A 20,381-nucleotide genomic window follows, 5' to 3' on the forward strand; every position below is an offset into this window, starting at 1 on the left:
CACGGCATGAGCGTACTCGATCCCTCTGCAACCGCCATCCGCCTGTTTGACGCCGAGCGCAACCTTCATTTCTTTCCGATCCGTCATCACTCGCCGGCCTGCGCGCTGCACCTGCGCGAGGCGCTGCGCGCGATCCGCCCCTCTGCCGTCCTGATCGAGGGGCCGGTCGATTTCGAGCCGCTGATTACCGAACTGCTGGCGCCGGGTGTCGTGCCGCCGGTCGCCATGGTAGCGCTGCCCGATGCGGCCGAGAAAGGCCGCGGCGGCACCACCTATTATCCGATCTGCCGCCATTCACCCGAATTCGTCGCGATCCAACAAGCGACCGAGCTTGGCTCGACCGTCCGCTTCATCGACCTGCCGTCGCGCCATCCCGCAATGCTTTCCGACCGTCGCGATCGCCGGGACCAGCCGCTGCTGCCGATGCGCGAGACCATGTTCGATCGCGGCGCCTATGTGGAGGCGATGTGCGCGCGGACCGGCTTTCGCGACGGCCTCGCGCTGTGGGACGGCCTGTTCGAGGCGCGTGCCCGCGGTACCGACTGGCGCGGCTTCTTCGCCAGCGTCGGCGCCTATTGCTCCGCGCTGCGCGCCGCGTCGGACCCGGACGAGCTGGAGGCCGACGGGACGCTGCCGCGCGAGGCCATGATGCGTTCCTGCATCCAGGAGGCGATCGCGGCGCGCTCGGGGCCGATCGCCATCATCACCGGCGGCTTTCACACGCCCGCGCTGATCGATGCACAAGCGGATGCGCCGCGGCCGGCCGGCGCCACTGCCCGCTCGAATGCCTGGCTCGTCCGCTACGATTTTCGCGCGCTCGACCGGCTCAACGGCTATGGCGCCGGCCTGCCGCTGCCGGGCTTCTACGAGCGGGTGTGGCAACGCCTGATCGGAACCGGTGACGATGCCAAGAACTCGCTGACGGAAGACATCCTGGTCGGCTTTCGCGCGCATCTGATCGAGAAGGAACCGGCGCTGGCATTCTCGTTCCCGACCCTGCAGTCGATGGTCGAAACAGCGCGCCGGCTGGCCGAATTGCGCGGCCTGTCCGAGCCGGGCCGAACCGAGCTGTTCGACGCGCTGCAGTCCTCGGCGATCAAGCAGGAGATCGAGGTCGGGGCGCATCCGCTGCTCGCCGCCTTCACGACATATCTCCAGGGCGACCGCCTCGGCGACCTGCCGCCCGGCAGCCGGCTGCCGCCGCTGATCGAGCGCACGCGCAGCGAGGCACGATCGCTCGGCCTGTCGCTCGACGACGCCATCCCCAAGACGCGCGAGCTCGACATCTACCGAAAGCCGCGCCACGGCCAGACCAGCCGGTTCCTGCACGCGATGCGGCTGGTCGCGCCGCCCTTCGCCGAGCGGGTCAAGGGCCCGGACCGCGTCTACGGCTTCCGCGCCGACATGCTGATGGAGACCTGGACCTATGCCTGGTCGCCTGCCGTCGAGGCCGCGCTGATCGAGCGGGCCGGCGATGGCGAAACCGTCCGCAATGTTGCCGCCGCACTCCTGATCCGCAGGCTCGAAGATCTCGAACGGGAAGGCCAGCGCAACAATGCCGAGGCTGCGTTCAATTTGCTGAGCATCGCCTTCGATGCCGGGATCGGCAGCGCCGCCGACACGCTGATTGCGGCCGTCAGCGACGCCGTCGGTGCGGACACGCAACTGCTGCGCCTGACCAACGCGCTGGTGATCGGCCAGGCCCTCAACAGCCGGGCCAGGGCGATGCCGTCCGACGCTGCCATAAAGGCATTCGCGGACCTCCTGCCTGCCCTGCTCGACCGGCTGGCGCGGCGCATCGCCGAACTGCTGCCCGACCTTGCCGCCGTCAACGCCGACAATGTCGGCGGCGCGATCGCGTGTCTCGCGGCGCTGGCCGAGGCGATGGCCGATCCCGATCCGCCATTCGCGACCCAGCCGCTGCGCGATGCCTTGCACGGTCTGATGTCCGCGCAGCTCGATCCGCAGCTGACCGGCGCCGTCATTGCGCTGGCCGCTTTGGTCAACCTGATCGATGAGGCCGAGGCCGGTCAGCGATTGTCGGCCGCGTTGGCCGGCGCATTCGAGCGTCCCGGCGACGCCATTCGCACGCTGTCGGGCGTGATGGCGCTGGCACCGCAGCTGTTCGTCAATGACAGCAGCGTCATCACCGCCATCGACGACCTGTTCGGTGCGGTCGACGACCAGGGCTTCCTCGACCTGTTGCCGCAACTGCGCATGGCGTTTGCCGAGCTCAGCCCACAGGAGACGGACAAGGTTGCCGCCATCGTTGCGTCCGCGCACGGCGCGAGCGAAGACGATCTGGCGCTGCTACAGCAGGTGCCGGACGCGCGGGTGCTGGCGGATCATCTCATGCTCAGCGAGCGTCTGCGCAGCCAGTGGCAAGCGGACGGCCTCGCGGCCTGGCTGGAGCCCGCGCCATGACGCCCGGCGGCAAGCCCACGCAATTGTCTGCAGAGAAAACCCGTCGCCTGCTGCGCTGGCGCATGGCGCTCGGGCGCTATGCTGAGAACCAGCTCGGCGGTTCGGGCCTGTCGGCGGAGGATCGGCGTCGCGATCAACTCCTCGAACGCATCTATGCGGAGCGCGGCCGTCAGCGCGGCCTGCGGCTCGGCAGCGGCCGCAAGGGCTCGCTCGATCCGAGCCAGATCACGATTCCCGACTGGCTCACCGACAGCCGCAAGCTGTTTCCGGCCTCGGTGTTCGAGACCATTCAGGGCCATGCGCTGAACGATCTCGGCCTCGCCGGCCTGTTCGCCAGTCCGGCTGCGCTCGAGAAGCTGCAGCCCAATCTCGACCTGATGAAGGTGCTGCTTGCCTTCAAGGGCAAGGCGGACCGCAATCTGGTCGAAGCAATCCGCCGGGTGGTGGATGCGGTGGTCGAGGATCTGAAGCGCAAACTGAAGGCCGAGATGGAGCGCGCGCTGTCGGGCCGGCGCGATCGCTTCCGCCGCGGCCGGCTGCGCTCGGCGGCCAATCTCGATCTGCGTCGCACCATCCGCGACAACCTGCGGCACTTCGATCCCGAGCGTAAGGCGATCATCGCCGAGCGGCTGCATTTCGTCTCCCGACAGAAGCGCCGCATGCCCTGGACCATCATCCTGTGCGTCGACCAGAGCGGCTCGATGCTGAACTCGCTGATCCACGCCACCGTGATGGCCTCGATCCTTGCAGGATTGCCGGCGGTCGATGTGAGGTTCGTCGCCTTTGACACCTCGATCGTCGATATGTCCGACAAGCTTGCCGATCCCGTCGATCTCTTGCTCTCGGTACAACTCGGCGGCGGCACCGACATCGCCCGCGCCATGACCTATTGCGAGAGCCTGGTCGTCAACCCGAGCCGCACCGTGATCGCGCTGATCAGCGATTTCGAGGAAGGCGGCTCGCTCGCCGAGTTGCTGCGCTGTGTCCGGCGGCTGGCGGAAGCCCGCACCCGGCTGATCGGCCTCGCTGCGCTCGACACCAATGGCGAGGCGGTGTTCAACCGTTCGGCCGCGGAAAAGCTGGCCGGCCTCGGCATGCAGATCGCGGCGATGACGCCCGACCGCTTCGCCGAATGGCTGGTCGGAATCATGGATTAGGGCCTCGATGACAAAACTCATCTCGCTCTATGCACAGATCGATGATGCCACGCTGGAGGCGATGACCTCCAAGGGCATCGTACGCCGCGCGCGCACGGATGCGGCCAACGTGCAGTTCGAGACGATCGGCGCTGACGAGATCGTCGGCAAGATCGAGGGCGCCACGGTGCGGCTCGACGACAAAGGGCTTGCCAAGGCGCGCTGCAGCTGCCCGGCCGCCACCACCTGCCGGCACCGCATCGCGGTCGTGCTCGCGCTGCGGACACAGGGTGGCGAGCAGCCGGCGGCACCGGCCGTCGAGATCGATTGGCCGGCGCGGCTTGCGGCGTTCGATCGCAAGGCGCTGCAAAGCGCGGCCGGCAAAACCGGCCTGCGCGAGGCGATGCGGCTGTTCGCGCTGGCCGATGCCGTAACGGTCGAGCCCGGCCAGCTCTCGCTCAAGGTCGTGCTGCGATCGAAGGCGGAGGAGATCGAGGTCGCGATTCCCGGCCAGGGCGAGTTCGGCGCGATCGCCTCAAGCCTGCCGGAGCGCCGCCGCCCCGCGGGCCATGCCGCCGCGATCCTCGCCGCGCGGCGCCATTTCGGCCAGGAGGCCATCGAGCTCGATGACGCGGAAGCTGCCGCCGAGCCGAAGGAGTTTGCACCCGACGGCCCGCTGCTCGCGGCGATGCAGGATTCGGTGCGCCGCGCCTATGCGCAGGGTTTTGCGGTGCCGTCGCGCGCACTCGAAGAGCGGCTGATGCTGCTCGCGGTCTCCAGCCGCGCTGAGGCGATGCCGCGGCTGTCCGCCAGCCTGCGCCGGATCGCCGAGGGGCTGGAGCAGCGCCGCTTGCGCAACGTCAATCACGATCCGGTGGAGCTCTTGCGCGAGATCGCGTTCGCGCATGCCCTGCTCCATGCGCTGTCGCAGACCAAGGACGACGCGCGGCTGCGGCGGCTGGCCGGCACGGTGCGCGCGGAATACGAGCCGATCGGCGATGTCGATCTGATCGGGCTCGGCGCCGCGATGTTCGAGACCATCACCGGCGCAGTCGGCGTGACCGGGCATTTCGTCGAGCCCGCCACGGGACGGCACTTCACCGCCACGCTCGCGCGCAGCACCGCCCACGACACCCGCTTCGATCCGCGCGACGCCTATCGGACTCAGGCGGTGTGGGGCCACACGCTGGCGCGGCTGTCATCGTCGACCTTCCGCCTGTCCGGCGCGCAGGCGTCCGCGACCGGCCGGCTCTCGCTGTCGCAGACCAGCCGCGCCGAACAGGTCGCGCCGTTCAAGCCGAGCCGCGATCCAATCGCCGCCTGGGCGCAGGATCACAGCGCGCCGCTCGCCGGCCTCGCCCATCTGTCGTGGCCGATGCTCGGCGACCATCTCGCCCGCGCGTTCGCGCCGTCGCTCGATGCGCCGCCGCTCGCGGCCGAGCCGGTCGTGCTGCTGCCGAGCCGCATCGCGCCGGTGGCGTTCGACGATCTGACCCAGCGCCTGCGCTGGCCGCTGATGGATGCGAGCGGCAGCTGGATTTCCCTCACGCTCGATCATGACGACGACGGACGCGGGCTCGGCGCGCGCCGCATCGCGGCGCTCGAGGCCGCGCTCGGCGATGCCGGCAACAAGCGGCCATTCGCCATCGTCGCGCTGGCGCGGCCCGAGGCCGGCAAAATGGTGCTGGAGCCGTTCGCGCTATGGGGCGACACCGCGACGCTGCTCGATTTCCCCGAACGCGCTCCCGCACCGGCTAACGACGTGGTCTCGCGCATCATGGCCGGCCTGCGCCGCACCGTCGCCCAGTTCGCCCCGCCGCCACCGGCCGACGCCACCGTGCGCCAGACGTCGCTGCTCCTGCAAGGCGGTGTCGATGCCTTGATCGGATTCGCGGAAGCCGGCCTGCACACCACAGCGCGCGAGCGGTTGCTGGCGCCGCTGGCAGGAACCTACCAGCTGGCGTCGCTGGGGCCGCTCGCCCAGCTGTTCGCGCGGACAGCCGCAAACGGTGACCGCGACACCTCCGCGGCCGCACTCGCCGCCGCCCAAGGCCTGTTCACGCTGCAAAGTTTTACCGGCCGGCTTCAGGTGTGGACGTGATCCGGCCGCAGCCCGCCGCCAAAACCCGAATGATTTCAATAGAGGGGAGATTTATGGTGCGCTCGGAGGGACTCGAACCCCCACGGTGTTACCCACTGCCACCTCAAGGCAGCGCGTCTACCAATTCCGCCACGAGCGCTTTGGGATGCCGGATGGAGCCCTTTGGATGGAACCTTTGGGGCGCCGCCGGATCGACGGCGCGATGTAACAAATCACGGATGCCGGGACAAGGCGATTGATGAGCAAATTAACTGCGGACACCCGGGGATTTCGGCAGCATTTGCTTGACCTCGACCGCAATCCGGTTGCGGTCGACCAGGACGACGCCGCTGGCGATCGGCAGGTTATTGGCGAGGATCTTGACCTCGTCGGCCTCGGTGGCGTCCAGTTCGATGATGGCGCCACGGGACAGCCGCATCACTTGGTGAATCGGCATTGTGGTCGTGCCGAGGACCACCATGAGATCGACGCTGACTTTATCGAGGGTCGCCACTTCTGAACCGCCAACCGGGGAACTAACTTGTGGATTCACCTGACCACGTTAGGGTTAGCCAATGGTTAACGACCGCCAAAGCCTTGATTTGACACGATTTGCGCGCCCGCCGGGCGGCGACGCGGTCGAATGGCGGATTTCGGACGTACCGGTGCCCTACCCCGATTCCCTCGCCGAGATGGACGCACGGGTGGCGGCGATTGCGGCCGGCTCGGCGCCCGAATTGGTCTGGCTGCTGGAGCACCCGCCGCTCTACACCTCCGGCACCAGCGGCAAAGCCGGCGATCTGCTCGATCCGCGGTTTCCGACCTTCCAGAGCGGCCGCGGCGGCCAGGTCACCTATCACGGCCCCGGCCAGCGGGTCGCCTATGTGATGCTCGACCTCAAGCGGCGGCGGCCCGACGTGCGCGCCTATGTCGCCTCGCTGGAAGAATGGATCATCCGGACGCTCGACGCTTTCAACGTCCGCGGCGAGCGCCGCGAGGATCGCGTCGGGGTCTGGGTCAAGCGCCCCGACAAGGGTCCGGGCCACGAGGACAAGATCGCCGCGATCGGCGTCCGGCTGCGGCGTTGGGTCTCGTTCCACGGCATCGCGATCAATGTCGAGCCTGACCTGTCGCACTTCCAGGCCATCGTACCCTGCGGCGTGGTCGATCCGCGCTACGGCGTCACCTCGCTGGTCGATCTCGGGCTGCCCGTCACCATGGCCGACGTCGACATCGCGCTCCGACAGGCGTTTGCCGAGGTGTTCGGGGCTGGCGCGACCGCGACGCGCAAACAAGAAGCGCTGTGACCTGATGCGCAAGTGGGTGCTGGTGGCGTTCGTCGCGCTGGCCGCGGCTACCTTGGCGTATCAGCTGCTGGAAACGCCGGTCGAAAAGCTCCGACAGGACGCAACAATGCGGCGCGTGCAAGATTTCATGGCGCGTCATGGCACCGACAAAGCGATCGCGTTCGTCGGCGACAGCCTCGTCGAGAGCGCGAGCTTTTCCCCTGCGCTCTGCGGTCGGCCAGTTTTCAACGCCGGCTATGCCGGCGCGGTCGCGAGCGGCGTGCTGCAGTTGCTGAAGGAGTTCGACCGCGCCGGGTTTGCCCCGGCCATTGTCGTGGTCTCAGTCGGTGTCAATGACAGCCTGGTGGTCGACCGCCGCCCGTTCGCCGAGACCTATCAGGAGATCGTGCAGCGGGCCGGCGCGCACGGCGCCAAGGTGTTCGTCGTGTCGCTGGCGCCGATTGCCGAAACCGGCGTGCTGGCCAATGCCATCGACCGCGCGCGCTTCGCCGACGTCGACCGAGTGATCCGGCAGACCGCCCGCGATCGGTCGCTTGCGCTGATCGATGTCGGCACGCTGAACACGCCGGCGAAGGCGCAGGTCGAGGACGGCATCCACCTCAGCGCCGATGGCTATGCCGCCTGGACCGGGACGATCGAGAGCGCGATCAACGGGCAGTGCCCGTGAGACACGCGGCCGGCGATCAGGCCGCTGCCTTCTGCGGCGCGACCTCGAGCTTGCCGGCGATGTAGCGGCGCTCCTGGGCGAGGCCGCCGAAGCCGTAGGCGTCGCCCTTGACCTCGTCGACATGGGCGTAGCTCTCGTTGTGCAGCGGGCCGAGCAACTCGCCCATCCGCTGAAACAGCGCAGCGAGATAGGCCGCCTTCTCGTCCTTGGTGTTGGTGCCTTCGGTGACGTGAATGTCGAGCCAATAGCTCGCGAGGTTCTGCTCGGCGAGCGACTTGCCGCCGGCAAACCAGTCGGCGGCATCGGCCGACTTCACGATGATCGCGGTGACCTTGGCATCCTTGTGCAGGATCTTTGCGGTGAGCTCCGAGACGGCTGCGGCGATGTCGGACTTCAGCGACGGCGTCTGGCGCGAGGTGGCGTAGGTGACGGTGATGAGGGGCATGGTCGGTCTCTCCTTGAATTCCGTTGGTGCGGGTCAGCCGCGCCCCTCCTAGCTAGACCTCTCCGCATCATCTTGGTATCTTATCTCTATCAATATCAATGATAACGATTTTTGATCATCAATGACCACGCTCGACATCGATACCGTGCAGGCCTTCCTCCTCGTCGCCGAACTGCAGGGCTTTACCCGCGCCGCCGAGGCGCTCGGCACCACGCAGGCCGCGATCAGCATGAAACTGCAACGGCTGGAGACCGTGCTCGGCAAGCGGCTGGTCGAGCGCTCGCCGCGCGCGGTGCGGCTGACCGCCGACGGCGCCGACTTCCTGCACCACGCCCGCGCCCTGATCGAGGTGCATGACCGTGCGCTGTCCGGCGAGCGACCGGCGCGGCAGCAACTTACGCTCGGGATCAGCGATCATGCCGCCGGCCCCGAATTGGTGCCGCTCTTGGAGCGGCTGCACGCGATGGCTTCGCAGCTCGCGCTCGCCGTCACCATCGGCTTCTCGCGCAACATGCTCGACGCCTACGATGCCGGCGAGCTCGACGCCGTGATCGTGCGCCAGGAAGGCAGCCGTCGCGGCGGCGAGAAGCTGACGGAAGACGAGTTCGCCTGGTTCGCGGCAAAACGCTTCGTGTGGCCGCGCGGCGATGCGCTGCCCCTCGCCACGCTGGCGCCGCCCTGCGGGGTGCGGGCGCTCGCCGTTCGCGCGCTCGACAAGGCCGGCGTGACCTGGACCGAGAGCTTCGTCGGCGGCGGCGTCACCGCCGTGGTCGCGGCCGCGCTTGCAGGCCTCGCAGTCGCTCCCCTGGTCCGCCGCATCGCGCCGCCGGGCCTAGTCGATATCGGACCGGCGCACAAGCTGCCGAAGCTCGGCCCATCAAAAGTGATGCTGCATTCGAAGGTGAGTGATCCCGCCAAGCTCGCGGCGTTGCGGACGCTGGCGGCAACGTTCCGCAGCGTCGCCACGGCGGCATGAGCCGATCTTATTAGCTTACGTCGCGTGTTCGCGAGCGGCCAACTCGCGCACGACGAACCAGTAGGTCAGCCCCGCGACAGAGCCGGCCGCGGCGAACAGGCATACGAGGCCGGATGTCCAGACAGCTGGATGTCGCAGCAGCACGGTGATGCTCAATGCGCCGATCGCGGCCCCCGCGGCGGCGAAAAACCCGGCGGACCGGATCCGGAATTCCTCGCTGAGCCAGATCACGATTGCCGCTGGTATGGCGGTCAGCAGGCAGGTGACGACAAAGATCACGGCCGAGGGCAGTAGAAGCACCACGATGCCGTAAGCGAGCCGGGCGGGATCGCCATGCGAAGCAATCATGAGCACGGTCTGCCCAACGGCAGCGATCACCGCCGTTGCGGCGCCACATCCTGCGAGCCAACCTCCGAATGCTCGAGCGCAAGTGTCGGACATGATCCCCTCCTCATAAGATCGCGTCGAATGCGCTGCGCAGGGTTTCGTGCCGGAACACAAAGCCGTTGCTCAGCGCCTTGTTCGGCAGCACGCGCTGACCGCCGAGCAGGAGCTCGTCGGCAAAATCGCCGCCGACCGCGCGCAGCAGCGCGGCGGGAACGCGGAAGATCGCGGGCCGGTGCAGGCGGCGGCCGAGCTCTTCGGTGAACTTGGTGTTGGTCACCGGGATCGGCGCGGTCGCGTTGATCGGGCCGGACAGTTCGGGCTTGGCGATCACATGCGCGATCAGCCGCACCAGATCGTCGCGCTCGATCCACGACATCCACTGCTTGCCGGAGCCGAGCGGCCCGCCGAGCCCGAATTCGAACAGCGTCAGCATCCGCGTGATGAAGCCGCCATCGGTGCCGATCACGAGGCCGATCCGCAAGTAAGCCACGCGCACGCCGTGATCGGCGGCCGGCCGCGCCGCGTTCTCCCAGGCCTCGCACAGCTCGTGGCTGAAGCAGGCGTGGGATTTTGCCGACTCGGTCAGCACCTGGTCCTGCCAGAGCCCGTACCAGCCGATCGCAGAGCCGTTCACCAGCACCGACGGCTTGCGCTCGAGCCGAGCGATCAGCCTGACAACATCGGCGGTCATGTCGATGCGCGAGGCCAGAATCTTGCGGCGCTTGGCTTCGGTCCACAGGCCGTCACCGATCGGCTCGCCTGCGAGGTTGACGATCGCGTCGATCCGCGTCTCCGCAGGCAGCTGCTCGAGGCTGGTGATCAGCGTGATCGGCGGCGGCAGCATGTCGGCCTTGGCCGGGTTGCGGATCAGCGCAATCACCTGATGGCCCGATGCGGTGAGGCTTGCGACCAGACGGCTGCCGATGAAGCCGGTCGCGCCGGTGACCAGCACGGTCTGCCGCCCTTGCAATTTCTCGACCAGGCTCGCCGCAGGCACCGAGGTCATCCGTCCGAGGCGCCGCGCCGCCGCGAAATCCCTGATGCCGCACAGCGCGGCGCCGACCGCCGAGGCGGCCGCAACGATGCTGAGCCATTCGGTATAGGCCAGCACGATGCCGGTCGGCTGCATCGCCCAGCCGATCAGCAACGGCAGCAGCAGCACGAGGATGGCGCCATAGTTGAGCGCGAGCAGCGTGTGGTTGATCCGCTCGCTCGGCGGCAGCTTGCGGCTCAGATCCTCCTCGACGAAGTCCATCAAGGTGATCACGACCTCGACGACCAGCACCGCGATGACCGCCATTGCGAAGATGCCGTGCACCTCGAGCCAGCCGAGCACCAGGAACAGCAGTGCATAGAGCATGTTGCGCACGCCGTGCAGCTTGAGTTCGTAACGCTGCGAGGGACGCCAGGCCAGCCGCTCGGTGAACTCGTGATGATAGAAGGTGTCGAACACGCCCATCACGATCTGTATCGCGATCAACGTCCAAAGCAGCGGCGTCATGACGAGGCCTCCCTGAACACGGCCGACTGCCGCAGCAGCCGGCCAAAACGCGGGTGGATGATCTCGAGGGTGAAGCGGAAGTCGCCACCGCCGAGATCGGAATGGGTCACGGTGAGGTCGCCGGGGGTCAGCCATTCCGGCAGCCGCAGCCGAAATGGGCCGAGCTGCAGTGAGTAGAACACGCTGTGAAACGCCAGCGCCTCGTGCTCGACCGCGATGCGCAGCGCCATGCTGACGCCGCAGCCGACGTATTCCTCCAGGCCGGTCGGGCCGGCGAAGCGTTTTGCGGAGTGAATGACCTGCGGAAAGCCGTCGCGGCGCGCGCAGATCCGGCTCCAGATCTGGCCGCCGCTGGCGGCGTCCTCGGTGACCGTGACGACCATCGGCACCTGTGTCTCGCTGCCGGTCGGCAGCGGTCCGCCGATCAACCGCGCCGCCTGCGCCAGCCACCAGCCGGCCCGGCTGAAGCTGGCCTCATCGACCTCGCCGACATAGACGACGGTGTTGCCGTCCTCGAAGCGTTTTGAAAATCGCCGCCAGATCGCGACCGGCAGGCGGCCCCAATCCTCGTCCGACAGCAGTGCACGGAAGCGACGGTCGTCGAGTAGTTTGGTATCCGAGACCGGCGATGTCCTTAAGGTGGAAATCCTTGCTGACGCCATCGCACACTCCCGTTACCGCCGCCCCTATTTGGCTTTGCCTGTCGGCAGGAAACTCACGATCTTCTCGCCGAGCTTGATCAGCGCGACCAGGCGCGGCCGCGGCACCTTCAACATCTGCTCGTACCAGCGGTCGACCAGCTCGGTGAACGCCAGCATCTCCTTCAGCCGCTTGCTGGCGACCGGGCTGATCGCCGGATCGTCGGCGGCGTCGGACACGCAGGCGCGCAGCGCGGCGACGGCCGGGTCGATCTCGCGCTCCTTGCGGCCGGCGGCGATCCTGGCCGCGACCTCCCAGATGTCGGTCTCGGCCTCGAAGTGGTCGCGGCGGTCGCCGAGGATCGGCACCCGGCGGATCAATCCCCAGGCCAGCAATTCCTTGATCGAGTTGGAAACATTGGAGCGCGCCATGCCGAGCGTGTCGGCGATGTCCTCCGCGGTCATCGGCGCTTCCGCCAGATAGAGCAGCCCGTGGATCTGGCTGACCGAGCGGTTGACGCCCCATTCGTCGCCCATGTCGCCCCAATGCAGGACGAAGCGCTCGACGACGGCAGGGAGTTTCTTCTTGGCGGTTGTTTCTGTCATGACAGAAATATCTGATAGTTCGGAGCGGAAGTCAAGAGCCCCGCCCGGCCGCGAAAGACTGTCCGGCCTCACGATCTCTGTGATCTGCGTGTGATGACAATTCAGCGCGAGTGACGCGGTTTTTCTTTGTGGCGGTCGCGGCGTTCGTTCAAGCTGGCGGCGGGTTGGACAGATGGATGTCGTCGGCCTGGTCGGCGGCCGCGCGGAGGAGATCGAGCCATGGCAGCGTCTGACAAGGAGTTCGTCGGCTCCATTCCGGAACTCTACGACTGGCTGCTCGTGCCGATGATCTTCGAACCCTACGCGCGCGATCTCGCGCAGCGCGTCAGGGCGTGCCGGCCGCGCGACCTGCTCGAGACCGCCGCCGGGACCGGTGCGGTGACGCGCGCGCTGTCGTCGGCGCTCGGCCGCGATGTCAGGATCGTGGCAACCGATCTGAACGAGCCGATGATTGCGCGCGCGAAATCCAATATGCCGGACCGGCCCGACATCACCTGGCAACAGGCCGACGCACTTGCCCTGCCGTTCGAGGATGCAAGCTTCGATGTTGTCGCCTGCCAGTTTGGCGCGATGTTCTTTCCCGACCGGGTCAAGGGCTATGCCGAAGCCCGCCGCGTGCTGCGGGGCGGCGGACGCTTGCTGTTCAATGTCTGGGACCGGATCGCGGACAATGAGTTTGCCGACGTCGTGATCCAGGCGCTGCAGACGTTATTCCCGGACAACCCTCCGCAATTCCTGGCACGCACGCCGCATGGCTACCACGATGCCGCGCGCATCCGCGCCGACCTGGCTGCCGCGGGATTCAAGGACATCGCGATCGAGACGATCGCCCATCGAAGCCCCGCGGCGTCGCCCCAGGATGTGGCTGTCGCCTACTGCCAGGGCACGCCGATGCGCGGCGAGATCGAGAGCCACGGCGCAGCCGCGCTCGAGGCCGCGACGAAAAGCGCCGCGGAGGCGCTGGCGCGTCGTTTCGGCACGGGTGCAATCGACGGCAAGATCCAGGCGCTGGTGATTTCGGCCGCCGGGTGAAGCGGCGCCTTGCAGTGCGACCTACAGCGTCGGCAGCACCGAGAACCGCTCCCCTGCCCGGCGCAGGTTGAGAAGATCGGAACTGCCCGGTGCGGCCTGCACGGCACCGACCCGCGCCGACACCGGCCCGCGATCGCATGCCGCGATCATCCCGGATACGACGTCCTCGGGGCCGCAAAACACCGCCTCGACGCTGCCGTCGCGGCGGTTGCGCACCCAGCCCTCAAGGCCCCGCGAGACCGCCTCGTCCTCGACCCATGCCCGGTAACCGACGCCCTGGACGCGGCCGCTGATCGTGACGTGGCGGATCACGCCGCTCATGTCTTGAGGCCCAGAAACTCGCCGCTGCGCGCTTTCATCTCCGACTCGCGCATCGCGCGGCTGGTCAGTTCGGCCGAAGCAATGCCCTTCAGGTGCTTCGGCGAGGTGCCTTCGCGCAGCGCCTTCAGCGTTTCGTAGACGGCTTGCGTCGCGGCGGCAAACGGCGCGTGGCCCTGCAGCGCGATCCTGACGCGCTGGCTGGCGAGATAGCCGGGCGCGGTCATCTCCTCCGGAGTGCCGCCGACCACGATCGGCAATGTCGTTGCTGCCGACAGCGCCTCCAGCTCGCTGCGCGACTTGATGCCGGTCAGGAACAGTCCATCGACGCCGACCGCCTCATAAGCTCTGGCGCGCGCGATTGCATCGTCGAGGCTGGCGATCGAGACGGCGCCGGTGCGGCCGAGGATGACCAGCGACGCATCGCTGCGGCCGTCGAGCGCGGCCTTCATCTTGCCGACGCCCTCCTCCAGCGAGATCAGCTGCGGCTTGGCCTGGCCGAACGCCTGCGGCAGCAAGGTGTCCTCGATGGTGAGGCCCGCGGCGCCGGCGGCCTCCAGCTCCTGCACGGTGCGGCGGACGTTGAGCGCATTGCCGTAGCCATGGTCGGCATCGACCACGAAGGGCAATGTCGAGGCGCGCGACATCCGGCGCACCTGCTCGGCCAGCTCGGTCAGCGTGATCAGCGCGACATCAGGGTCGCCGAGCACCGCAAGCGAGGCCACCGAGCCGCCGAACATGCCGAGCTCAAAGCCGAGGTCTTCTGCGATCCGGATCGAGGTCGCATCATAGACCGAGCCCGGGCGGATGCAGGTCGATCCGGACAGGATCGAGCGCAGTGCTTCGCGGCGTTTGCGGAAGGCCATGGGTGTTCCTCTCCATTCACGTCATTGCGAGGCGCGTTAGCGACGAAGCAATCCATCTGTCGCTATGAGGTAAGATGGATTGCTTCGCTTCGCTCGCAATGACGAAAGGGGCGTCTTTTACGCGAACTCCAGAATCAGCGCATCGACGGCGAGCGTGGCGCCGGCGGCGGCATGGATCTTCTTCACCGTGCCGTCGCGCTCGGCGCGCAGCACGTTCTGCATCTTCATCGCCTCGACCACGGCCAGCGTCTCGCCGGCCTTGACCTCCTGGCCCTCGGTCACCGCGATCGACACCACAAGGCCCGGCATCGGACACAGCAGCTTCTTGCCGGTGTCGGCCGCCGAGTTCACCGGCATCAAGCGCGCCGAGGTCGCCTCGGTCTCGGTGAAGACGTAGACCGGCACCTCAAAGCCCTGATGCGCGAGGCGGAAGCCGTTGTTGATCGCGCGCACCTGCAGCGCGACAAAATTGCCGTCGATGGTGCCCTGCCAGACCGGCTCGCCCGGCACCCAGCTCGACACCAGATTGTGCGGATTGCCCGGTAGGCTGTCGCTGCCGATAAAGCGCACCGCGATCGCGTCAGCCTCGCGCGCGACGTCGAGCGCGATCTCGGCGCGATCGAGCCACACCGCGCGGCGGCGCTCGCGCTGCACGACGCGACCGCCCATCTGGCCGGAAATCTGCCGCTTGCGCTCGCCGAGCACGTGGTCGATGGCGGCGCCGACCGCGGCAAGCCGCCGTGCGATCTCGCCTTCCGGCGGCCGTGCCGAAAAGCCCTTTGGAAATTCCTCGGCGATGAAGCCGGTCGAGAGCCGGCCCTCGCGCCAGCGCGGATGGTTCATCAGCGCCGACAGGAACGGAATGTTGTGCCTGATGCCGTCGACATAGAACGCATCGAGCGCGGTCGCCTGCGCCTCGATCGCGGCGGCGCGCGACGGCGCATGGGTAACGAGCTTTGCGATCATCGGGTCGTAATGGATCGAGATCTCGCCGCCCTCCTGCACGCCGGTGTCGTTGCGGATGGTGACGCCGTCATGACTGGCTTCCGCCGGTGGACGGTACTTCACCAGGCGTCCGATCGACGGCAGGAAGTTGCGGAACGGATCCTCGGCATAGACGCGCGATTCCACCGCCCAGCCGGTCAGCGTGACGTCCTTCTGCGCGATCGCAAGCTTCTCGCCGGCGGCGACGCGGATCATCTGCTCGACGAGATCGATGCCGGTGATCAATTCGGTGACGGGATGCTCGACCTGCAGACGGGTGTTCATCTCCAGGAAGTAGAAGCTCTTGTCCTGGCCGGCGACGAACTCCACGGTGCCCGCCGAATCGTAGTTCACCGCCTTGGCCAGCGCGACCGCCTGCTCGCCCATCTTGCGGCGGGTGGTCTCATCCAGCAGCGGCGACGGCGCCTCCTCGATGACCTTCTGGTTGCGGCGCTGGATCGAGCATTCGCGCTCGCCGAGATAGATCACGTTGCCGTGCTTGTCGCCGAGCACCTGGATCTCGATGTGCCGGGGGTCGACGATGAACTTTTCGACGAAGACGCGGTCGTCGCCGAACGAGGATTTGGCTTCAGCCTTGGCAAGGTTGAAGCCTTCGGCGACCTCGGCCTTCGAATGCGCGATGCGCATGCCCTTGCCGCCGCCGCCGGCGGAGGCCTTGATCATCACGGGATAGCCGATCTCGTCGGCGATCTGCACCGCGTGCTTGTCGTCCTCGATGACGCCGAGATGGCCGGGCACGGTCGAGACCTTGGCCTTGGCGGCGGCCTTCTTGGATTCGATCTTGTCGCCCATCGCGGCGATCGCGCCCGGGTTGGGGCCGATGAACACGATGCCGGCCGCCTCCAGCGCGCGCGGAAACGCCTCGCGCTCGGACAGGAAGCCGTAGCCGGGATGTACCGCCTGTGCGCCGGTCTTGCGGCAGGCCTCGACGATCTTGTCGATCAGCAGGTAGCTCTCGGCCGCGGCGGGCGGGCCGATCAGCACGGCCTCATCGGCCATCTCGACATGCAGCGCGTCGCGGTCGGCCTCGGAATAGACGGCGACCGTCTCAATCCCCATACGGCGCGCAGTCTTGATGACCCGGCAGGCGATCTCGCCGCGGTTGGCGATCAGGATTCGTTTGAACATGCTCTCTTGCTTGGGCTTTTTTCGGACTTTGGGCAGGATCCTCCCCGCGCAATCTGGCACGGGCGATTGGGCGTCACCACTCCGTGGTACAGCAAATTGTCCCGTAGGCAAGTGCAGCCCTGCCGGCCGCTTCGGCAGCCCGCGCGGTATTTCAGCCCGAATAGCTCTGGAAGCGGCCGCGCGCATAGGCGTGCGAGACCGCCTTCATCAGCTCGCTGACCTCGTTCTCCAGAAATTCATTGGCGACGATCAGCGCGCGGATCGCCGCCCGCATGTCCCCGCCGCAGGCGGAAATCGCCTGATCGACGGCCGCTTCCAGCCCGTTATCGTCGTCAGTTTCGGGCAGTGCGGCAGGCATGGGGAAATATCCGGATCAAGAGAGCGGGCTTATGTTCCTATTTTGTTCTCATCAAGTCAATGTACCGTTTGGGTTGAGTTTGCCCATCTCCAACGCGCCGGATGATCCATCGCTATCGGCCGGTCCGGCCATGGCTCTTGGTTTGACCGTGCCCGACTGTGCTAGACAGTCCGTGACATCAGCCAGGCCCCCGACGTGAAAAAATGCGGTTTCGTGCTTCCCTTCTGACGACGCTTCTCCTGACATGCCTGACTGCGCCTCCCGGCCTCGCCGCGTCAGCGGTGATCAAGGACGCTGGCACCGTCCAGCTTGGCAACACCACCTACCGGCTCGACGGCATCGACGCACCGCCGCTCGACCAGCTCTGCACCGACGAGCACGCCGACGTCTGGAGCTGCGGTATCGAAGCACGGGACCAACTGACAAAACTGATCGGCGGCAAGCCGGTGCGCTGCGACGACATCGGCGCCGATCCGAGCTCCAAGAAGCGGCGGCTCGGCGTCTGCAAGATCGAGGGCGACCCGACCAGCCTGAGCCAGCTGCTGATCCAGAAGGGTTACGCGCTGAACCTCGAGGCATCGGCGACCGGCCGCTTCAAGCCGGATGAAGGCGCCGCGCGGGACAACCGCGCCGGGCTGTGGAAGGGCTGCTTCGTCGCGCCGCACGATTTCCGCCTCGGCAAGAAGGACGGCGCCCTGCTCGGCAACTCCTGCCCCGCCGACCGCGACACCCAGATACGCGCCGCGCTCTTCCCCGACAGCCTGCCGATGCCCGCAAGCTGCAACATCAAGGGCAAATACGCCGTGCGCGCCCGCGTCACCGGCAATATCGGCATCTATCACCTGCAGGCCTGCCGCAGTTACCCCGGCTTAACCAATCCGGACCGCTGGTTCTGCTCCGAGGAGGATGCGCAGGCGGCCGGGTTCCGCAGGGCCTATAATTGCCGCCCACCCGCCAAGGGCAAGTAACCACAGCAAAATCACCGCTGGCAAAGCCGCCTCGTCCTGTGTTTGACTGAACGCAGAGGTTGCCTGCGCGTATGACCCCGTCCGATCCCGCTGATGTGCTCCCCGAAACTGCGGCAGCCGAACGGCTGCGGCAGCATCTTGAGGAGCTGGCGCGCGAGCGCGACCGCGCCCATCGCGAGCTGCAGGAGCGCGAGGCCGAGCTGGCGCGGATCCAGCGCATCGCGCGGGTCGGCGGGCTCGAGATCGACTTCCGCGACGGTGTGCGCAACATCCGCTCCCCCGAATATCTGCTGGTGCACGGGCTGTCGGACGCACACGTCAACGAGGCCTATGAGGACTGGATTTCGCGGGTTCATCCCGAGGACCGCGAGCGCACCATCGAGCATCTGTTCAGCGTGCTGAAGAGCGGCGGCGAGGATTACACCGACGAATACCGGATCATCCGCCCGAGCGACGGCGAGAGCCGCTGGATCCGCGTCGTCGCCAAGATCGAGCGCGACCGCAACGGCCGTGCGCTGCGCCTGGTCGGCGCCGATCTCGACGTCACCGACCAGATGCTGGCGCAGGAGACGCTGCGCGAGAGCGAGGAGCGCTTCCGCCTGATCGCCGACAGCGCGCCGGTCCCGGTCTGGGTGACCAAGCTCGACCGCACCCGCTCGTTCGCCAACCAGGCCTATCTCGACTTCCTCGGCCTGCCGTTCGAGGAAGCGATCGTGTTCGACTGGCGCAAGGCGCTGCATCCGGACGACCTGCCGCGCATCCTGCAGGAGCAGATCACCGGCGAGCTCTCGCTAAAACCGTTCGTGCTCGAGGCGCGCTACCGCAACGCCGCCGGCGACTGGCGCTGGCTACGCTCGGAATCGCAGCCGCGCTGGGATGCGAACGGCAAGCACATCGGCTTCATCGGCGTCGCCCACGACATCACCTCGGCCAAGGAGGCCGAGATCGAGCTGCGCAAGCTCAACGAATCGCTGGAGCGGCGGATTCTGGAGCGTACGGCACAGCTCGAATCGCGCGAAGCGCAGACGCGCGCGATCCTGGAAACCAGCCATCAGTATCAGATGCTGCTCAACCCGGATGGCAATTTGCTCTACGCCAACGAGACGGCGCTGGCCGGCATCCGCGCCGAAGCGAGTGACGTCGTCGGCAGGCCGTTCTGGGACACGCCATGGTTCGCCGCGACCGAGGGCGTGCCGCGCACGATCCAGAATGCCTTTGCGACCGTGATGCGTGGCGAGGAGGTCAAGCTCGAGATGCAGCTGCGCCTGCCGATGGGCGAGCGCTATTTCGATTTCGCGATGCGGCCGCTGCTCGACCAGCACGGCAGCATCGTCGGCGCCGTGCCGGAGGCCGTCGACATCACCGAGCGCCGCCGCGGCGAGGAAGCGCTGCGGCAGTCGCAGAAGATGGAGGCGGTCGGCCAGCTCACCGGCGGCGTCGCGCACGACTTCAACAATTTGCTGACCATCATCCGCTCCGCGACCGACTTCCTGCGTCGCCGCGATCTCCCCGACGAGCGTCGCCGCCGCTACATCGATGCGATCGCCGACACCGTCGAGCGGGCCTCCAAGCTGACCGCGCAGCTCCTGGCATTCGCACGCCGGCAACCGCTCAATCCCGAAGTGTTCAACGTCGGCGCCCAGGTCGACAGCGTGGTGCAGCTGATCCGCCCGCTGGTCGGCGTGCGGATTCAGATCGAGGTGCGGATCGATAATCCCGACTGCTTTGCGGTCGCCGACGTCGGCCAGTTCGAGACCGCGCTGATCAATCTTGCGGTCAACGGCCGCGATGCCATGGATGGCGAGGGCCAGCTGACGATCGCCGTCAGGAAGGTGCAGACCATCCCTGCCCTGCGCGCCCAGGCCTCGCGCAGCGGCGACTTCGTCGCGGTCTCGATCCGGGATACCGGCACCGGCATCTCGCCGGAAAATCTCGACGCGATCTTCGAGCCGTTCTTCACGACCAAGGAGGTCGGCAAGGGAACCGGTCTCGGCCTGAGCCAGGCCTTCGGCTTCGTCAAGCAGTCCGACGGCGACATCGAAGTCACCAGCAAACCCGGACACGGCGCCACCTTTACGATCTATCTGCCGCAGGCGATGCGCCCGGCCGACGCCAAGATCGCAGCAATCGCCGGCAGCGAGCAGGCCTCGATCGGGCGCGGCTATCGCGTCCTCGTCGTCGAGGACAATGACGATGTCGGCCAATTCTCCACCGAGCTGCTCGAGGACCTCGGCTACTCGGTCAAGCGCGCCGCCAATGCCAATGCGGCGCTGGCGATCCTCTCGGAGGACGAGTTCGCTGCCGACCTCGTGTTCTCCGACGTGATCATGCCCGGCATGAACGGCGTCGAGCTCGCCGGCGTCATCCGCGACCGTTTCCCCGGCCTGCCGGTGGTGCTGACCAGCGGCTACAGCAACGTGCTTGCCGAGAACGCCCACAGCGGCTTCGAGCTGATCCAGAAACCCTATTCGGTCGAGGCGCTGTCGCGCACGCTGCGCAAGGCGATCGCCGAGCAGCGCGCTTCCAGACCTTGAACGCC

At 67.2% G+C, this 20,381-nt stretch carries 19 protein-coding genes and 1 tRNA gene; 9 read left to right on the plus strand and 11 right to left on the minus strand.

Annotation, left to right across the window (positions count from 1 at the left end):
• Positions 1-6 precede the first annotated feature (6 nt).
• The 3 genes from XH93_RS24660 to XH93_RS24670 are packed head-to-tail and all read left to right on the plus strand — an operon-like array spanning position 7 to position 5,661.
• Positions 7-2,424 carry a DUF5682 family protein gene (locus tag XH93_RS24660; protein ID WP_194469479.1) on the plus strand — a complete coding sequence of 806 codons (2,418 nt, stop codon included), beginning with the start codon at positions 7-9 and terminating at the stop codon, positions 2,422-2,424.
• A complete protein-coding gene (locus XH93_RS24665; protein ID WP_194469480.1) occupies positions 2,421-3,581 on the plus strand; it encodes a VWA domain-containing protein in 1,161 nt (386 codons plus the stop codon). Before XH93_RS24660 ends, XH93_RS24665 begins: the two co-directional genes overlap by 4 nt.
• Before the next feature lie 7 nt (positions 3,582-3,588).
• Positions 3,589-5,661 carry an SWIM zinc finger family protein gene (locus tag XH93_RS24670; RefSeq protein ID WP_194469481.1) on the plus strand — a complete coding sequence of 691 codons (2,073 nt, stop codon included), beginning with the start codon at positions 3,589-3,591 and terminating at the stop codon, positions 5,659-5,661.
• A 54-nt stretch (positions 5,662-5,715) separates the two neighbouring features.
• Here the strand turns inward: XH93_RS24670 and XH93_RS24675 are convergent.
• Positions 5,716-5,800: transfer RNA gene (locus XH93_RS24675), tRNA-Leu, on the minus strand.
• A 108-nt stretch (positions 5,801-5,908) separates the two neighbouring features.
• Positions 5,909-6,154 (minus strand): FliM/FliN family flagellar motor switch protein, encoded by a 246-nt coding sequence (locus XH93_RS24680; protein WP_139484458.1) that lies wholly within the window; start codon positions 6,152-6,154, stop codon positions 5,909-5,911.
• Between the two features lie 61 nt (positions 6,155-6,215).
• Between XH93_RS24680 and lipB the strand changes: the two genes are divergently transcribed.
• Together lipB and XH93_RS24690 are read left to right on the plus strand one after the other, a co-directional pair.
• On the plus strand, positions 6,216-6,947 hold the full coding sequence (lipB, locus tag XH93_RS24685; protein WP_194469482.1) for a lipoyl(octanoyl) transferase LipB: 732 nt from the start codon (positions 6,216-6,218) through the stop codon (positions 6,945-6,947).
• 4 nt (positions 6,948-6,951) lie between these two features.
• Positions 6,952-7,614, plus strand: a complete 663-nt coding sequence (locus tag XH93_RS24690) for a GDSL-type esterase/lipase family protein (RefSeq protein ID WP_194469483.1) — start codon at positions 6,952-6,954, stop codon at positions 7,612-7,614.
• Between the two features lie 16 nt (positions 7,615-7,630).
• Here XH93_RS24690 and XH93_RS24695 read toward each other — a convergent pair whose 3' ends face one another.
• Positions 7,631-8,059, minus strand: a complete 429-nt coding sequence (locus tag XH93_RS24695) for a 4-oxalocrotonate tautomerase family protein (protein WP_194469484.1) — start codon at positions 8,057-8,059, stop codon at positions 7,631-7,633.
• 121 nt (positions 8,060-8,180) lie between these two features.
• Between XH93_RS24695 and XH93_RS24700 the strand changes: the two genes are divergently transcribed.
• Positions 8,181-9,035 (plus strand): LysR family transcriptional regulator, encoded by an 855-nt coding sequence (locus XH93_RS24700; RefSeq protein ID WP_194469485.1) that lies wholly within the window; start codon positions 8,181-8,183, stop codon positions 9,033-9,035.
• Between the two features lie 15 nt (positions 9,036-9,050).
• On the opposite strand, the gene XH93_RS24705 is transcribed toward XH93_RS24700, so the two are convergent.
• From XH93_RS24705 to XH93_RS24720, 4 genes are read right to left on the minus strand one after another with little or no spacing between them, the layout of a single operon-like run.
• A complete protein-coding gene (locus XH93_RS24705; RefSeq protein ID WP_194469486.1) occupies positions 9,051-9,476 on the minus strand; it encodes a hypothetical protein in 426 nt (141 codons plus the stop codon).
• A gap of 10 nt (positions 9,477-9,486) precedes the next feature.
• Positions 9,487-10,923, minus strand: a complete 1,437-nt coding sequence (locus XH93_RS24710; protein ID WP_194469487.1) for a TIGR01777 family oxidoreductase — start codon at positions 10,921-10,923, stop codon at positions 9,487-9,489.
• Positions 10,920-11,585 (minus strand): DUF4166 domain-containing protein, encoded by a 666-nt coding sequence (locus tag XH93_RS24715; RefSeq protein ID WP_194469488.1) that lies wholly within the window; start codon positions 11,583-11,585, stop codon positions 10,920-10,922. Before XH93_RS24715 ends, XH93_RS24710 begins: the two co-directional genes overlap by 4 nt.
• 24 nt (positions 11,586-11,609) lie before the next feature.
• On the minus strand, positions 11,610-12,167 hold the full coding sequence (locus tag XH93_RS24720) for a GbsR/MarR family transcriptional regulator (protein ID WP_194469489.1): 558 nt from the start codon (positions 12,165-12,167) through the stop codon (positions 11,610-11,612).
• A gap of 219 nt (positions 12,168-12,386) precedes the next feature.
• Here XH93_RS24720 and XH93_RS24725 point away from each other — a divergent pair, with 219 nt between their 5' ends.
• Complete coding sequence (locus XH93_RS24725; protein WP_194469490.1) at positions 12,387-13,199, plus strand: class I SAM-dependent methyltransferase; 813 nt, start codon at positions 12,387-12,389, stop codon at positions 13,197-13,199.
• A 21-nt stretch (positions 13,200-13,220) separates the two neighbouring features.
• Here the strand turns inward: XH93_RS24725 and XH93_RS24730 are convergent, their stop codons facing one another.
• From XH93_RS24730 to XH93_RS24745, 4 genes are all read right to left on the minus strand, one after another.
• Entirely contained in the window at positions 13,221-13,520 is a 300-nt protein-coding gene (locus XH93_RS24730) for an acylphosphatase (protein WP_194469491.1), read from the minus strand.
• Positions 13,517-14,383 carry an oxaloacetate decarboxylase gene (locus tag XH93_RS24735; RefSeq protein WP_194469492.1) on the minus strand — a complete coding sequence of 289 codons (867 nt, stop codon included), beginning with the start codon at positions 14,381-14,383 and terminating at the stop codon, positions 13,517-13,519. Before XH93_RS24735 ends, XH93_RS24730 begins: the two co-directional genes overlap by 4 nt.
• Positions 14,384-14,500: 117 nt before the next feature.
• Positions 14,501-16,516 carry an acetyl/propionyl/methylcrotonyl-CoA carboxylase subunit alpha gene (locus XH93_RS24740; protein WP_139484446.1) on the minus strand — a complete coding sequence of 672 codons (2,016 nt, stop codon included), beginning with the start codon at positions 16,514-16,516 and terminating at the stop codon, positions 14,501-14,503.
• 151 nt (positions 16,517-16,667) lie between these two features.
• Positions 16,668-16,874 carry a hypothetical protein gene (locus XH93_RS24745; RefSeq protein ID WP_194469493.1) on the minus strand — a complete coding sequence of 69 codons (207 nt, stop codon included), beginning with the start codon at positions 16,872-16,874 and terminating at the stop codon, positions 16,668-16,670.
• A 203-nt stretch (positions 16,875-17,077) separates the two neighbouring features.
• Between XH93_RS24745 and XH93_RS24750 the strand changes: the two genes are divergently transcribed.
• The gene (locus XH93_RS24750) at positions 17,078-17,842 is read left to right on the plus strand and encodes a thermonuclease family protein (protein WP_194469494.1); all 765 of its coding nucleotides are present in this window, start codon (positions 17,078-17,080) and stop codon (positions 17,840-17,842) included.
• A gap of 71 nt (positions 17,843-17,913) precedes the next feature.
• Positions 17,914-20,376 carry a PAS domain-containing sensor histidine kinase gene (locus XH93_RS24755; RefSeq protein WP_246799292.1) on the plus strand — a complete coding sequence of 821 codons (2,463 nt, stop codon included), beginning with the start codon at positions 17,914-17,916 and terminating at the stop codon, positions 20,374-20,376.
• Positions 20,377-20,381 lie beyond the last annotated feature (5 nt).

This window comes from Bradyrhizobium sp. CCBAU 51753 (genome assembly GCF_015291565.1).
Lineage (GTDB): Bacteria > Pseudomonadota > Alphaproteobacteria > Rhizobiales > Xanthobacteraceae > Bradyrhizobium > Bradyrhizobium ivorense.